Source organism: Agromyces mariniharenae, from assembly GCF_008122505.1.
In the GTDB taxonomy this organism is placed as follows: Bacteria; Actinomycetota; Actinomycetes; order Actinomycetales; family Microbacteriaceae; genus Agromyces; species Agromyces mariniharenae.
The window spans coordinates 631,406-647,107 of record NZ_VSSB01000001.1 but is presented as its reverse complement, the minus strand read 5'-3'; the positions used below and the strand labels follow the sequence as shown (position 1 = coordinate 647,107).

Annotated in this window: 10 protein-coding genes; 7 read left to right on the top strand and 3 right to left on the bottom strand. The window is 72.4% G+C overall.

Going from position 1 to position 15,702, the window contains the following annotated elements; all coding sequences use genetic code 11:
• The first annotated feature begins 72 nt into the window (after positions 1-72).
• Positions 73-1,710, top strand: a complete 1,638-nt coding sequence (locus FYC51_RS02900; RefSeq protein WP_148732175.1) for an FAD-dependent oxidoreductase — start codon at positions 73-75, stop codon at positions 1,708-1,710.
• 31 nt (positions 1,711-1,741) lie between these two features.
• Positions 1,742-2,704, top strand: coding sequence for an alpha/beta hydrolase (locus tag FYC51_RS02895; RefSeq protein WP_148732174.1), 963 nt, complete (start codon positions 1,742-1,744; stop codon positions 2,702-2,704).
• Between the two features lie 33 nt (positions 2,705-2,737).
• On the opposite strand, the gene FYC51_RS02890 is transcribed toward FYC51_RS02895, so the two are convergent.
• The 3 genes from FYC51_RS02890 to FYC51_RS19525 all read right to left on the bottom strand — a co-directional run bounded on the left by FYC51_RS02890 (position 2,738) and on the right by FYC51_RS19525 (position 6,023).
• A complete protein-coding gene (locus FYC51_RS02890; protein WP_148732173.1) occupies positions 2,738-3,673 on the bottom strand; it encodes a carbohydrate ABC transporter permease in 936 nt (311 codons plus the stop codon).
• On the bottom strand, positions 3,667-4,590 hold the full coding sequence (locus tag FYC51_RS19405) for a carbohydrate ABC transporter permease (protein WP_238476182.1): 924 nt from the start codon (positions 4,588-4,590) through the stop codon (positions 3,667-3,669). Before FYC51_RS19405 ends, FYC51_RS02890 begins: the two co-directional genes overlap by 7 nt.
• 110 nt (positions 4,591-4,700) lie before the next feature.
• A complete protein-coding gene (locus FYC51_RS19525; protein ID WP_148732172.1) occupies positions 4,701-6,023 on the bottom strand; it encodes an ABC transporter substrate-binding protein in 1,323 nt (440 codons plus the stop codon).
• A 319-nt stretch (positions 6,024-6,342) separates the two neighbouring features.
• On the opposite strand from FYC51_RS19525, the gene FYC51_RS02875 reads away from it, so the two are divergent.
• The 5 genes from FYC51_RS02875 to FYC51_RS02855 all read left to right on the top strand — a co-directional run bounded on the left by FYC51_RS02875 (position 6,343) and on the right by FYC51_RS02855 (position 15,611).
• Positions 6,343-8,346 carry a beta-galactosidase gene (locus FYC51_RS02875; protein ID WP_148732171.1) on the top strand — a complete coding sequence of 668 codons (2,004 nt, stop codon included), beginning with the start codon at positions 6,343-6,345 and terminating at the stop codon, positions 8,344-8,346.
• Between the two features lie 50 nt (positions 8,347-8,396).
• Positions 8,397-9,101 (top strand): ThuA domain-containing protein, encoded by a 705-nt coding sequence (locus FYC51_RS02870; protein WP_187432461.1) that lies wholly within the window; start codon positions 8,397-8,399, stop codon positions 9,099-9,101.
• A complete protein-coding gene (locus tag FYC51_RS02865; protein ID WP_187432460.1) occupies positions 9,059-10,195 on the top strand; it encodes a glycerate kinase in 1,137 nt (378 codons plus the stop codon). The genes FYC51_RS02870 and FYC51_RS02865 overlap by 43 nt, the downstream gene beginning before the upstream one ends.
• A 225-nt stretch (positions 10,196-10,420) precedes the next feature.
• Positions 10,421-13,003, top strand: a complete 2,583-nt coding sequence (locus FYC51_RS02860) for a DUF4062 domain-containing protein (protein WP_148732169.1) — start codon at positions 10,421-10,423, stop codon at positions 13,001-13,003.
• Between the two features lie 64 nt (positions 13,004-13,067).
• Positions 13,068-15,611, top strand: a complete 2,544-nt coding sequence (locus FYC51_RS02855; RefSeq protein ID WP_148732168.1) for a DUF4062 domain-containing protein — start codon at positions 13,068-13,070, stop codon at positions 15,609-15,611.
• Positions 15,612-15,702: the final 91 nt, after the last annotated feature.

Here is a 15,702-nt window from a genome sequence, read left to right as displayed (position 1 = left end):
CCGCCGCGGATACGTTCACAGGGTGCGAACCGCGGATGCCTCGACGAGCCACCTCTCCACCGGCGGGCGCGCATGATCACCGTCGACGAGCTCCGCGGCATCCGCATCTTCGCACCGCTGCCGCAGGAGGTGCTCGAGTACCTCGCGGCCTCGGTCGAGGACATCCACCTCGTGCCGGGGGAGTACTTCGCGCACGAGGGCGACGAGCGCGCGCTGTTCGTCGTGGTCGAGGGCGGCGCCGAGATCACGAAGGTGGTGAACGGCGAGGAGCGCGTGATCGGCGTGCGGATGCCCGGTCGCTTCTTCGGCGAGGTGCCGATGACGCTCAGCACTCCGTTCCCGGCGTCGGGGCGCGCGGCCGGGGCATCCCGCATCCTGAAGCTCGACGTGACGGCGTTCTACACGCTGGCGGCGATGGCGCCGTCCATCCCGGCGCGCGTCGCGGAGCTCGCGCGCCGCTACCTCGACTCGCTGCAGGAGCTCGCCGCCGAACAGCCCGAGACCGACCTGCGGCTCATCGGCCCTCGGCTCGACGCGGGGACGCACCAGGTCGCCACGTTCCTGACGCGCAACCAGGTGGCGTTCGAGCGGGTGACCCTCGACGCTCCCGTCCCGGGTCAGGCGTACCCGATCCTGGAGCGCGCCGACGGCTCGCGGTTCGTCGCGCCGTCGATGCGCGACGTGGCGGTCGCTGCGGGGCTCGACGTCGAGCCGGCGGCGAGGGAGTACGACGTCGTCATCCTCGGCGCCGGCCCGGCCGGGCTCACCGCGGCGGTCAACGGCGCGGCCGAGGGCCTGCGCACCGTGGTCATCGAGTCGCTCGCGCCCGGCGGACAGGCCGGCACGTCGACGCGCATCGAGAATTACACCGGCTTCCCGTTCGGCATCTCGGGCGACGAGCTCGCCAGCCGCGCCCTGAAGCAGGCGAAGCGGCTCGGCGCCGAGATCGTCGTGACCCGCACCGTCGCGGCGATCCGCCCGCACGGCGACCTGCACGAGGTCGTGCTCGACGGCGGCGAGACCCTGCGCGCGCCCGTCGTCATCGCTGCGACCGGCGTCGAGTGGCGCACCCTGCCCGTGCCCGCGGTCGATCGATTCCTCGGCAACGGCGTCTACTACGGGGCGGCCCGCAGCGACTCGGCCATCGCCAAGGCCGTGGACGTCGCCATCATCGGGGCGGGCAACTCGGCCGGCCAGGCCGCGGTCTTCTTCTCGCGGCACGCCCGGTCGGTCACGATGCTCGTGCGCGGGCCGTCGCTCGAGGCGAGCATGTCGCGGTACCTCATCGACCAGATCGCCGGCAACGCGGGCATCCGCGTCGAGACCCGCAGCGAGGTCGTCGACCTGCACGGCGAACGCACCCTCGATGGGGTCGACGTCATCGATCGGACCACCGGCACCGTCTCGCGGCGGGACTTCACCGTGGTGTTCGTGATGATCGGCGCCGACGCCGTCACGAACTGGCTGCCGCACGACATCGCCCGCGACCAGCACGGCTTCATCCTCACCGGCGCGGATGCCGCGGCCACCGCGGAGTGGACCGCCGACCGTCGTCCGTTCGCACTCGAGACGAGCACGCCCGGGATCTTCGCGGTGGGCGACGTGCGCTCGGGCTCGGTGAAGCGAGTCGCCGCCGGCGTCGGCGAGGGCGGCATGGCGATCGCGTTCGTGCACCAGTACCTCGCGCTGCGCACCGAGGCAACCGCATGACCGTCGAACCCGCCCGCACCGGAGGATCGAGATGACCGCATCCGCCCGCCCGTGGTTCGATCCCGAGCTCGAGCCCGCGCTCGCCGGGCTGCCGCCCTTCTTCACGACGCTCGAGCCCGACGGGATCGCCGAGTTCCGCGCGGCGCTCGCGTCGCCGCCGCCGATCGCGGATGTGATCGCGGGGCGGCCGGTGGAGGTGAGCGACCACGTCGTGGCGAGCGCCGACGGCACGGAGGTCACGGTCTCGGTGCTGCGCCGGACGGACCACGAGGGCGCGGGGCATCCGGGCGCGTACCTCGTGCACGGCGGCGGCATGGTCGCCGGCACGCGGTGGTCGCTCGGCGCCATGCTCGTCGACCTCGTGCTCGAGGTCGACGCCGTCGTGGCGGCCGTGGAGTACCGCCTCGCCCCCGACGCGCCCGACCCGGCTCCGCTCGAGGACGCCTACGCCGGGTGGGCCTGGTTCACCGACCACGCCGACGAGCTCGGCTTCGATCCGGCGCGTGTGATCATCGGCGGGCCGAGCGCGGGCGGCGGGCTCAGCGCGGGCACGACGCTGCTCGCGCGCGACCGGGGCGGGCGGATGCCGCTGGCGCAGCTGCTCATGTGGCCCATGCTCGACGACCGCGTCGCGACGGTCTCGGCGCAGCAGGTCGACGGCGTCGGCATCTGGGATCGCACGAGCGACGTCACCGGCTGGACCGCCCTCCTCGGCGATCGCCGTGGCACCGACGACGTCTCGTCCTACTCGGCTCCTGCGCGAATGGCCGACCTCTCGGGCCTCCCGCCGGCGTACCTCGAGGTGGGCGGCGCCGAGGTGTTCCGCGACGAGGTCGTCGCCTATGCGAGCGGCATCTGGGCCGCGGGCGGCAGCGCGGAGCTGCACGTGTGGCCAGGCGGCTTCCACGGGTTCCAGAACGTGGTGCCCGACGCCGCCGTCTCGCGCACCGCGGTCGCGACGCGCGAGGCGTGGGTGCGTCGGGTCCTCGGCTGAGCCGGGCGGATGCCGCGGCGGCGCGGCATCCGGTCAGCCCTTGGTGGCCCCCGCCGTGAGGTCGGCCTTCCAGAAGCGCTGGAGCGACACCATGAGCACGACGAGCAGGATCACCGAGACGGCCGAGCCGGTCACCACCAGCGTCGTGAACGCCGGATCGCGCTGCGTCTGCGAGTTCCAGAGCGTCAGGCCGAGCGTGATCGGGAACCGCTTCGGGTCGTTGAGCATGACGAGCGGCAGCAGGTAGTTGTTCCAGATCGTCACGAACTGGAACAGGAAGATCGTCACGATCGCGGGTGTCATCATGCGGGTCGCGATCGAGCCGAAGATGCGCAGGTCGCCGGCTCCGTCGATGCGCGCCGCCTCGATCACCTCGTCGGGCACCGACGCGTTCGCGTGGATGCGCGCGAGGTACACGCCGAACGGACTGACCATGCAGGGCAGCAGCACGCTCCAGTACGAGCCCGTGAGGCCGACCGCGTTCAGCAGGAAGTAGAGCGGCAGCGCGATCACGGTGGCGGGCACGAGCACCCCGCCGAGGATCGTCCAGAACAGGGCCTCCTTGGCCGGGAAGTCGTACTTGGCGAACGCGTACCCCGCACCCGCGGAGATGACCGTCGCGACGAGCGCTCCCACTCCGGAGTACAGGATGCTGTTCAGGATCCAGATCGAGAACGCGCCGCCGTCCTGCGTGAACAGGGCGACCAGGTTCTCCCACGCCTGCGGACTGTCGGAGAACCAGAGGCCGAACGTCGAGTACAGGTCGCCGGGCGACTTGGTCGCTGCAATGAGCACCCAGGCGATGGGCAGCAGGAAGTAGACCGAGGCCACGACGAGGGCCGCGTTGACGAGCACGGCGCCGGCGACGCCGCCCGGACGGGGCGTGCGCGGGGCGCGCGCGCCCGGTGCGGAGACGCTCGCGCGAGGGGGTCGCGTCCCGGGCCGGGCGGGCGCTTCGGTCGTCACCATGCGCGGTTCCCCTTCCGGTTGACGATGCGCAGGAACAGGGCCGAGAACGCGAACGCGAGCAGCGCCACGATGACCGCCATCGCGGCCGCGAGGTTCGGGTTCCCCTGCGTGAACGCCTGGTTGTAGGCGGCGAGGTTCGGCGTGTAATCGGAGCTGATCGCGGTCGTGAGCGGGCGCAGCACCAGCGGCTCGACGAACAGCTGGAGGGTGCCGATGATCGTGAACAGCGTGATGAGCACGATCGACGGTCGGATGAGCGGCAGCTTGATGTGCCAGATCACGCGCCATTCCCCGGCGCCGTCGAGGCGGGCCGCTTCGTAGAGGTCGGACGGGATCGCGTCGAGCGCCGCGATGAGGATGAGCATGTTGTAGCCCGCGAATCCCCAGAGCGCGATGTTCGCGATGGCGAACAGCACGGCGTCGCTCGACAGCGGGTTCGCGTGGATCCCCACCGCTCCGAGGAGCTGGAGCACCGGGCTCGTCGCGGGGATGTAGAGGAAGCCCCAGAGCAGCGCCGCGATCACGCCGGGAACGCCGTAGGGCATGAAGTAGGTGACCCGGAAGAGGCGGGGGAATCGGGCGGCGGCGGCTCCGAGCAGGAGTGCGAGGGCGAGGGCGGTGACCACCATCAACGGCACCTCGATGGCCGAGAACGCGACGAGCCGGCCGAGGCTCGCGAGGAACGCGGGGCTCGAGAGCGCCGCGACGTAGTTGTCCATGAACACGAACTCGCGGGTGGGAGCGGTGAGCCCGAGTCCGCTCGACTTCTGCGCGAAGAGGCTGTCCACGACGGCGAAGACGATCGGGGCGACGAAGAACAGCGCGAACATGACGAGGAACGGCACGAGCAGCACCCACAGCGCGGCAGGCGGGCGCGATCTGCTGCGTCGAACGGGGGTGAGCGTGCTGGCGGTCACGGTGGGACTCCTCGGAGATGGACGATCGGATGCCGGACGCGGGTGAGGCGCGGCGTGGTGGTCGGGTGACGGCGACGGGCGGCCCGGCGTGAGCCGGGCCGCCCGCGGGCTCACTCGGCGACCGAGATGCCCTTGTCCTCGAGTGCGGCGACGAAGTCCGCCTGCGTCGCGACGTACGCCTCGGTGAGCGGCGTGCCGGCCTCGACGGCCGCCTTCACGTTGTCGGTGAGCGAGGCGAACAGCGTCTGCGAGAGCGGGGGCCACTTCCAGGTCGCGGCGACCGCGGCATCCGACTCGGCGAACACGTCCCAGATGTCCTGGCCCCCATAGAAGGCGAAGACCTCGGGGTCGTCCTGCAGGCTGGGGATGGACTCGAGGTCGGTGATCGCGGGCCATCCGGCGCCGACGCTCGTGAGGATGCTCACGCTCTCTGGCTCGCTGTTCAGCCAGAGCGCGAACTCGGCCGCCTCCTCCGGGTGCTTCGAGCCCTTGAGCACGACGTTCGCCGAGCCGCCGGCCCAGGTGGCGGACACGGTCTCGCCGTCGGACCACTGCGGCATCGGGGCGACGGCCCAGCTGCCCGCGGTGTCGGGAGCCGTGCCGCGCACGATCGCGTCGGCCCACGAGCCCGAGATCCACGAGGCGACGTTGCCGTTCTGGATGTCGGCGTTCCACTCGCTCGAGAAATCGGCCTCGATCTTCACGAGGTCCTCGTCGATGAGTCGCTGCCAGAACTCGGCGACCTCGAGCGTCGCCTCGTCGTCGATGGCGACGTTCCACGCGTCACCCTCGGTCGAGAACCACTCGCCGCCGCCCTGCTGGGAGAGGCCGATGAGCCACGGGGCCTGGTTGAACGCGAACGCCGCGATGTAGCGGTTGGGATCGGAGGCGCGGATGGCCTTCGCCGCCGCGTAGTACTCCTCCCACGTGGTGGGCGCGGCGAGGCCGAGCGAGTCGAAGATGTCCTTGCGGTAGAACTGGCCGAGCGGTCCCGACGCCTGCGGGATCGAGTAGACCCGGTCGTCGAACACGCCCGTCTCCCACTGCCACTCGGTGAAGCGGTCGGCGTCGTCGGCGACGTACTCGGTGATGTCCTCGAGTGCGTCGTTCACGAGGAAGTCGGGGACGGCGTCGTAGCCGACCTGCGCGACATCCGCGGGATCACCCGCCTGCACGGCCGAGAGCATCTTCGCGTAGCCGCCGTCGGGGCCCGCGGTGATCGTCTCGAGCGTGACGTGGATGTCGTCGTGGGCCTCGTTGAAGGCGTCGACGGCCTGGTCGATGTTCGGGACCCAGGACTGGAAGGTGAGCTCCACGGGTCCGTCCGCAGAGGGGGTCTCGCCGCTCGAGCACGAGGCGAGGGCGAGGGTGGCGACGACGGCACCCGCGAGGATCGCGGAGGTCCGGAGGCGCCGGTGGGCACGCTGTGGCATGGGGATGCTCCTTTGCACTTGGAGATGCGGTGCGGGAAGCGACGCTACGCCGCCGACGGGGCGCTCCCCATAGCGGATCGGTTCGGCGACATGGACATTTCGACGGTCGCGGTTGTCCCGTCGGTCCTCGGTTCGAGCGAGTCGGCTGCCGGGGCGTTGAATCGTCTCATCGGCAGGCCGGCGTCGACCGTGGCCACCGTCGGATGCTGCGGATACGATAGGAATACGCTTTCCAAGCGTCGCTCGACGCAGGTCGCGTCCGACGAAGGACCACCCGGCCGGGCGCCGCTCCCGGCACCCACCCGATGGAGGATCACCCGTGCACTACGGCGCCGACTACAACCCCGACCAGTGGCCAGAGGACATCTGGCCCGACGACGTCGCGCGCATGCGCGAGGCGGGCGTCACGATGGTGAGCCTCGGCATCTTCTCGTGGTCGCGCATCCAGCCGCGCGAGGGGGAGTTCGACTTCGACTGGCTCGACCGCGTGATCGACCTGCTGCACGAGGGCGGCATCGCGGTCGACCTTGCGACGGCCACCGCGTCGCCGCCGCCGTGGGCGACGGCCGCCTATCCCGAGATGCTGCCGCAGGACGAGAACGGCGCCACGTACTGGCCGGGCAGCCGGCAGCAGTTCGCGCCCTCGTCGCCCGTCTACCGGCGGCTCGCCGGCGAGCTCGTGGCCGCACTCGCGGGGCGGTACGCGCAGCATCCGGCCGTCGTCATGTGGCACGTGAACAACGAGTACGGCTGTCACCTGAACATGGACTTCTCGGATGCCGCGCGCGACGCGTTCCGGCGCTGGCTGGCCGCCCGCTACGGCACGATCGACGCGCTCAACGCGGCCTGGGGCACGAACTTCTGGTCGCAGCGCTACGCGTCGTTCGAGGAGGTGTTCCCGCCGCGCAAGGCGCCCTACAGCCCGAACCCGACGCAGATGCTCGACTACCGCCGGTTCACGAGCGACATGCTGCTCGAGTGCTACCTCATGGAGCGCGACCTCATCCGCGCGGCGGGCGCGACCCAGCCGATCACCACGAACTTCATGGGCCCGTTCAAGCCCGCCGACTACGCGAAGTGGGCCGAGCACGTCGACCTCGTGAGCGACGACGCCTACCCCGACCCCAACGACCCCGAGTCGTTCCGCGCCGCGGCGTTCCAGCGCGACCTCGTGCGCTCGCTGAAGCCCGAGGTGCCGTGGATCCTCATGGAGCAGGCGACCAATGCGGTGAACTGGCGCCCGTGGAACGCCCCGAAGGCGCCCGGCCAGATGGCGGCGCTCAGCGCGCAGGCGATCGGCCGCGGTGCCGACGGCATCCTGTTCTTCCAGTGGCGGCAGTCGCGCTCGGGCGCCGAGAAGTTCCACTCGGCGCTGCTGCCGCACGCCGGCACCGATACGCGCACGTGGCGCGAGGTGGTCGCGCTCGGCGAGCAGCTGGCTGCCCTGCCGGCCCTGCCCGCCGGACCCCGCGACGCCCGCGTGGCCCTCGTGTTCGACTGGGAGAACTGGTGGGCCGTGGAGGGCACCGACCACCCGCAGAACGCGCTCGACTACCTCGCCGTCGTGCAGCGCTGGTATCGCGCGCTGCACCGCCGCCACGTGCAGGTCGATCTCATCGCGCCCGAGCGGGTCGACCACCGGTACGCGCTCGCGATCGCTCCGCTCGCCTACCTGCTGCGCGACGAGGGCGCCGCGGCGCTTCGCACGTTCGTCGAGGGCGGCGGCCACCTGCTCGCCGGCCCGTTCACCGACGTGGTCGACGCCGACGACCGGTTCCGCGACGGCGGGTTCCTCACGCAGCTGGGGCCGCTCCTCGGCGTGCGCCTCGAGGACTTCGGTGCGCTCGTCCCGACGGATGCCGCGCCCGACGCCCCGGGCGAGCGGGAGGCGCGCTTCGCCGGCTCCGGGCTCGCGGGCGGCGCCGAGCTCGTCGGCACGCTCGTCGCCGAGGAGCTGCACCTGATCGAGGGAGCGGATGCGGCGGTCGAGGCCGCCTTCACGAGCGGACGCCTGGCGGGGCATCCGGCGCTCACCCGGCGCGCCGGCGGCCGCGGCATCGCGCGCTACCTCGGCACGGTCCCCGACGAGGACGGCGTGCAGTCCGTGGTCGACCACGTGCTCGCCGACGCCGGCGTGGCGCCGGTCGTCGCCGGACTGCCCGAGCACGTCGAGGGAGCGCGACGCGGCGACCTCGTCACGGTGATCAACCACGGCGGCGACCCGGTCGACGTGCCCGTCGCGGGCGTCGACGCGATCACGGGCGAGCGGGTCGACGGCGTGCGCCTCGACGCGTGGGACTGGGCGCTGGTGCTCGAACGATGACGGCGGACGCCCGGCGGGGCTACGATGCACGCGAGAGCGGAGGAGGTGACATGCGCGCCGTGATCCTCAGCGGCTCCGGCCGCTACGCCGACCGCTGGCACCGATTCGACGAGACCAGCGCCGCGCTCGCCGGCATCGTCGCGGGCGCGGGCTACCGCGTCGAGGTGGGCGACGACCTGCTCGCCGGACTCGCCGCGCTCGGCGACGCCGACCTGCTCGTCGTGAACGCCGGCGACCCCGAGTCGCCACTCCCAGAGGGTACGGGCGAGCCGGCCGAGCCTACCGGGGAGGAGCTCGACGCGGCCGCCGCCGGGCTCGACGCGGCACTCGACCGCGGGATCGGCATCCTCGCGATGCACGCGGCCGCCTCGACGCTCCCCGAGCTGCCCGACTTCGGCCACGCGCTCGGCGGGCGCTGGATCGAGGGGTTCTCGTGGCATCCCGAGATCGGCGAGGCCCGCGTGCACGTCGTCGGCACCCACGTGATCGCCGAGGGGATCGACGACTTCACCGTCTTGGACGAGCGCTACTCGGGCCTGCGGCTCGACGGCATCGTCGAGCGGATCGCCGAGCACGAGGAGGACGGCATGCGGCATCCGCTCGTGTGGGCCCGCGAGCTCGGCCGCTCGCGCATCGTCTACGACGCCCTCGGCCACGACGTCCGCTCGTACGAGTCCGCCGAGCATCGCGACCTGCTCGCGCGTGCCTTGCAATGGCTCTCGCACGTGCCCGCCCCGACCTTCGACGCGTCGTGACCCGCGTCGTCATCGCACCCGACTCGTTCAAGGGCACGGCGACGGCAGCGGATGCCGCGGCCGCCCTCGCGGCCGGATGGCGTTCGGTGCGCGCCGGCGACGACCTCGTCGAGCGGCCCATGGCCGACGGCGGGGAGGGCACGCTCGACGCCTTCGCGTCATCCGTGCCGGGCGCTCAGCGCATGCCGATCACCGTCCGCGGACCGGTGACCGACCCCGTGGAGTCCTCGTGGGTGCTGCTGCCCGACGGCACGGGCGTCGTCGAGCTCGCCGCGACCTCGGGCATCACGCTGCTCGATCCGCTCGAGCCGCTCGACGCGCACAGCGCCGGCTTCGGCGAGGCGATCGCGGCGGCGCTCGAGGGCGGCGCCGAACGGCTGCTGCTCGGGCTCGGCGGCAGCGCGTCGAGCGACGGCGGCACTGCCGCACTCACGGTGCTCGGCGCGTGGTTCCTCGACGCGTCGGGCGCACCCGTGCCGCTCGGGAATCGCGGCCTGGCGATGCTCGACCGCGTCGACCTCACGGGGCTACGACCGCTCCCGCCCGGCGGCGCCGTCATCCTCGGCGACGTCACCAACCCGCTGCTCGGACCGCTCGGCGCCGCTGCGATCTTCGGCCCGCAGAAGGGCGCGGATGCCGCGACCGTCGACGTGCTCGAGGCGAATCTCGCTCGACTGGCCGACCTGATGCCCGAGCAGCTGCAGCCGTACGCCGCGGCACCGGGCGCGGGTGCCGCCGGCGGCACGGGCTTCGGGCTGCTCGCCTGGGGCGCGTCGATGGGCGGCGGTGCGGCGCTCGTCGCGCAGGCCGTCGGCCTCCGGGAGGCGATCGACGGCGCGGACCTCGTGATCACCGGGGAGGGCCGCTTCGACGGGCAGTCCGAGGCGGGTAAGGCACCGACGGTCGTGGCCGCGCTCGCCCGGGACGCCGGGGCGCCGACGGCGCTCGTCGCCGGGGCGATCACGGCCGAGCCGCGCGGGTTCGCGGCATCCGTCGCCCTCGCCGACCTCGCCGGCGGCGGTGTCGCTGCGATGGCGGAGCCGCTGCGGTGGCTCGAGGCGGCGGGCGCGGAGCTCGCGCGGACGCGCGGCTGAGTCCGGCGGTCGGCGGCCCTTCGGCGGCTCGTCTGACGTTCGTCGGCGCTCGTCGCCCGTGACCGGGTGCGCGAGTTGCAGGAACTTCCGGACGACACGCCGTGGTTCACTCCCGCGGAGGCGGCGTGTCGCCCGGAAGTTCCTGCAACTCGCGGACGGGCGCACAGACTCCCGGCTGACGCGAAACGTGGACAAGTCCGCGGGCGTGGCACGAGACTGAAGCCCATGAGCCGGGACGCCGGCGTGATCAGGACGCCCGACCAGCGCCTGCGGGTGTTCGTCAGCTCGACGCTCAAGGAGCTGGCGCAAGAACGGCGTGCCGTGCGGGCGGCGATCGAGCGGCTCGCCATGGCGCCGGTGATGTTCGAGCTGGGCGCGCGGCCGCATCCGCCGAAGGAGCTGTACCGGGCGTACCTCGCGCAGAGCGACATCTTCGTCGCGATCTACTGGGAGCAGTACGGGTGGGTCGCGCCGGGCGAGCAGGTCTCGGGGCTCGAAGACGAGTGGAACCTCGCGCCCGACATCCCGAAGCTGATCTACGTGAAGCGCAGCGAGCACCGCCAGGAGCGGCTGGAGGGCCTGCTCGAGCGGATCCGCGACGACGACCACGCCTCGTACGTGCCGTTCACGGATGCCGCGGAGCTGGCCGACCTCGTCACCGCCGACCTCGCGACCCTGCTGGCCGAGCGCTTCGGCGCGGCCGACGTGCGGCGCACGCCGATCGCCGAACCCGAGCCCGACGTCGCGTCGACCGCGCTCGTGGGGCTGCCGTCGCCGCGGACGGTGCTGCGCGGTCGCGAGAGGGAGACCGCCGAGCTCGCCCGACTGCTCGCCGACGGCCGACGGCTCGTCACCGTCACGGGTCCGGGCGGGATCGGCAAGAGCCGCCTCGCCGTGGCAGCTGCCCGGGCGTCGGAGGCGTCCTTTCCGGACGGCGTCGCGTTCGTCGCGCTCGCCGGACTCGAGGACGCGGCCGACGTGATGGCGGCGGTGGCCAAGGCCCTGGGCATCAGGGACGGGACCTCGCCCGACGACGCCGTTCGGATCTCGCTCGGCGATCGCCGCATGCTGCTCGTGCTCGACAACGTCGAGCAGGTCGTCGACGCAGCCCCCGATCTCGGTCGTCTCCTCGACGACACGGCCGTCGCGATCCTGGCGACGAGCCGTATCCCGTTGCGGCTCGACGGGGAGGTCATCGTGGAGCTCGGTCCGCTCCAGCCGGCTCCGGCGGAGGCCGTCTTCATCGAGCGCGCACGCGCCGCGAAGCCTGGATTCGAGCGGACGGGGGCGAACGCCGGCGACATCGCCACGATCGTCGCCGCGCTCGACGGCGTCCCGCTGGCACTCGAGCTCGCGGCCGCCCGGATGCGCGTCATGACTCCCGAGGCGCTCGTCGATCGGCTCGACGAGGCGCTTCCGCTGCTGGCCCACGGCGGGCGCGACCTCCCCGAGCGCCAACGCACGATCCGGTCGACGATCGAGTGGAGCGTCCGCCTGCTCCGGGACGATGCACGACGCCTGCTCCTGCGCCTCGGAGTCTTCCGGAGCGGTTTCGCCCTGGAGGCGGCCCTCTCGATGGCGCAGGACGAGGACACGACGGAGGCGCTCGACGCGGTCAGCACACTGGTCGAGGCGAGCCTGATCCGAGAACGGGATCACGGCCAGCGCGTCTGGTACACGATGCCGGCCACCGTTCGGGAGTACGCCCTCGACGAGCTCAGCGCCGGCGGCGGCCTCGGGCAGGCCCGCGACGCTCACGCGGACTTCTACGTCGAGTTCGCCGACCGTGCCGGGCGAGCACTGACGACGCCGGAGCAGCGACTCTGGATGCCGCGGCTGGTGGACGAGCGCGACGAGCTCCGAGCCGCGATCGAGCACCTCATCGACTCGCATCGGAACGACGACGCGACGGAGGTGCTCTGGTCGCTGCTGTGGTTCTGGTGGGCCGGCGGGCAGATCGTCGAGGCGACTGACTGGGCCCTCCGGCTCCGGGCCGTCGAGCACGACCTGTCCGCGCGCTCGCAGGCGATCATGGCATTCTTCTCCTCGAGCCTGGCATCGTGGCAGTCGCTCGAGCCCATTCGCGTTCGCCGGCCGCTGGTGAGCGCCGCGAAGGTCTTCCGCAGGGAGGGCGATCGCCGGGGTGAGGGAATGGTGTTCATCGCCCTCGCCGCAGCACGACTCGCGAAGCGCTTCCCCGACTACTTCGGGGCCGTGCGTGCTGCGAACCGGGCCTACGCCCTCATGACCGAGATCGACGACCCGTTCGGGCAGGGGATCGCCGGCACGACGCTCGGCTTCCTCGCGCTCTTCCGTCGTGATTTCGCCGTGGCGCGCCGGAGGTTCGAGGAGGTCATCGACCGTGCGCGGTCGATCGACGACCGCTTCGGGGAGGGCATCGCCCACTACCATCTCGGATGGGTCGGCGTGCTGACCGAGGACCTCGACGAGGCGCGATATCGGTTCGGCGAGCAGATCAGGGTGTCGACCGAGATCGGAAGCGACGAAGGACTGGCCTTCGCCCTCGAGGGGCTGTTCGCCGTGGCCGCCCGGCAGGGTGAGATCGAGCTGGCGGGACGTCTCTTCGGCGCGGCCGAGGTCCTGCGAGAGCGCAAGAACCTCTTCTGGAACCGGCGATTTCTGTTCCATGGCAAGATCCTCGACGGGGTGCGTGCCGGGCCCGACGCCGCCCGGCTCGAGGTCGGCCGTGCGGCCGGCCGCGCGGCCGACCTCGACGACATCGTCGCGATCGCCCTGGCCATGTCGCGGGAGACGGCGCACGACGAGCCGCTCCCCGCGAACCCCTGACCGGCCGTTCTGGGGGAGTGGCGGTGCTGGACACCTGCGCGAGCGGGCGGCGAGACTGTGACGCATGATCCCGGCCGCCGGCGGCATCCGAACGCCCGACCAGCGCCTGCGCGTGTTCGTCAGCTCGACGCTGAAGGAGCTGGCGCCCGAACGCCGCGCGGCACGTGCCGCGATCGAGCGGCTGTCGATGGCGCCCGTGATGTTCGAGCTCGGCGCCCGGCCGCACCCGCCGCGGGAGCTCTACCGCGCCTACCTGGGACAGAGCGACATCTTCGTCGGCATCTACTGGGAGCAGTACGGGTGGATCGCCCCGGGCGAGCAGGTGTCGGGCCTCGAAGACGAGTGGAACGTCGCGCCCGACATCCCGAAGCTCGTCTACCTCAAGCGGAGCGACCGACGGCAGGAACGGCTCGACGACCTGCTCGCCCGCATCCGCGACGCCGACGGCGCCTCGTACGTCGCGTTCACGGATGCCGCGGAGCTCGCCGATCTGGTCACCGCCGACCTCGCGACGCTGCTCGCCGAACGGTTCGACGCGGCGGGCGGCCGGCACGACTCGCTCGGCGATCCCGCCGCCGAGGTGTTCTCGACCGAGCCCGTGCGGCCGCCGTCGCCCCTCACCCGGCTCGTCGGCCGAGCGGGCGAACTCGCGACCGTCGCGAGGATGCTGACCGACGACGGGCAGCGGCTCGTGACCATCACCGGTCCGGGCGGGATCGGCAAGAGTCGCCTCGCGGTCGCCGCCGCACGCGCCGTGGAGGCGGCGTTCCCCGACGGCGTCGTGTTCGTCGACCTCGCGCCCGTGCTCGACGTGGGACTCGTGATCGCGGCGGTCGCCAACGCGCTCGGCATCCGCGACACCGGCGACCGGCCGCTCGCGGAGAAGCTCGCCGGCGCGCTCGGCCGACGGCGGCTGCTCCTCGTGCTCGACAACGTCGAGCAGGTGGTCGACGCCGCGCCCGAGCTCAGCGGGCTGCTCGGCGGGTCGTCGGCGTCCGTGCTCGCGACCAGCAGGATCCTGCTCAGGGTGCGGGGGGAGCAGACCGTGGCGCTCGGTCCGCTCCCGTCGGCGGAGGCCGTGGAGCTGTTCGTGGAGCGCGCCCGTGCGGTCAAGCCCGACTTCGAGCTCACCGACGACAACGCGCCGAAGGTCGTCGCCATCTGCGACGCCCTCGACGACGTTCCGCTCGCACTCGAGCTCGCCGCCGCTCGACTTCGGGTGCTGACGCCTGCTGCGCTCCTCGAACGGCTCGACCACGCCCTGCCCCTGCTCGTCGGCGGCGCACGCGACCTCCCCGAACGCCAGCGCACGCTGCGGGCGACCATCGACTGGAGCGCGCAGCTGCTGTCGGAACCCGTGCGGGAACTGCTCGTGCGGCTGGGAGTCTTCCGCGCGGGCTTCGGCCTCGACGCCGTCGAATGGGTGGCCGCCGACCTCGCCGACGTGGACGTCGTCGACGCGCTCGGCGCCCTCGTCGACGGGAGCCTCGTCCGCGAACAGGATCGCGGGTCGCGGGCGTGGTTCACGATGCTCGCCACGGTGCGCGAGTACGGTCGTGACCGGCTCGCCGAGGCCGGACGGCTGGCGGCGTCGCTGGAGCGGCATGCCGACTTCTACCTCGGGCTCTTCGTCGCAGCCGGAGCGTCGGCGACCTGGCGCGGGCAGGTCGAGGGGATCACGCGCCTCCTCGACGAGCACGACGAGGTGCGCGCCGCGGTGGACCACCTCTTCGCGGCGCGTCGGTTCGATGCCGTCGCGGAGATCGGCTGGTCGCTCTACACGTTCTGGTGGGGCGGCGGCCGGTCCGGCGAGCTCGTCACGTGGATGGACCGGCTGCTCGAACCGGGCGTCGAGCTCAGCGAGCGGTCGAGGGTGCTTGCCGAGTACTGCCGGAACTCCATCCGGTACTGGAGCACGTCCGACGAGTCGATCGTGCCGACCATGCGCCGGTGCGTCGACCACTTCCGTCGTGAGGGCGATCCCCGCGGTGAGGCCCTCGCGCTCGCCTCGCTCGCCGTCGCGCAGTTCGCACAGGTGCCGCCCGACCTCGAGGGGGTGGAGGAGAGCGCCCGGCGGTCCCTCGACCTCGCCGCGGAGTACGACACCGCGTTCGCCGGTGCGATGCCCGGAGTCATGATCGGTCGGGTCCGCCTCGCGCAGGGCCGGGCGGACGATGCCGTCAGGCAGTTCGACACGAGCCTGACCGTGGCGCGCGGCATCCGCGACCTGCTCGGCCAGGCGATCGCGCTCAGCCACCTCGGATGGGCGCACATGCTGGCCGGCGAACCCGAACGCGCCCGCCAGTGCTTCGGTGAGCAGCTCCTCCTCGCGTCGACGATCGGGCACGAGGAGGGCCTCGCGGACGCGCTCGAGGGGATGTTCGCGGTCGCGACCACCTCAGGCGAGGTCGAGCGCGCCGGCCGGATGCTCGGCGCGGCTGAGGACATCCGGACGCGCAAGGGCCTGCCGACGCGCTCGCCGCTGTCGTTCTTCGAGCCGTTCCTCGAGCGGATGCTGGCGGGGCCTGAGGCGTCGCGGTTCGAGGCGGCACGTCGAGGCGGACGCGAGGCGGAGCTCGCCGACGTCGTCGAGCTGGCCCTCGCGTGATCAGAGGGCGACGGATGCACCGTGGCATCCGTCACCCTCGTTCTCGGGTGCCGCCGGTGCTGGACAGTCGGCGCCGCACGGCAGGAGACTG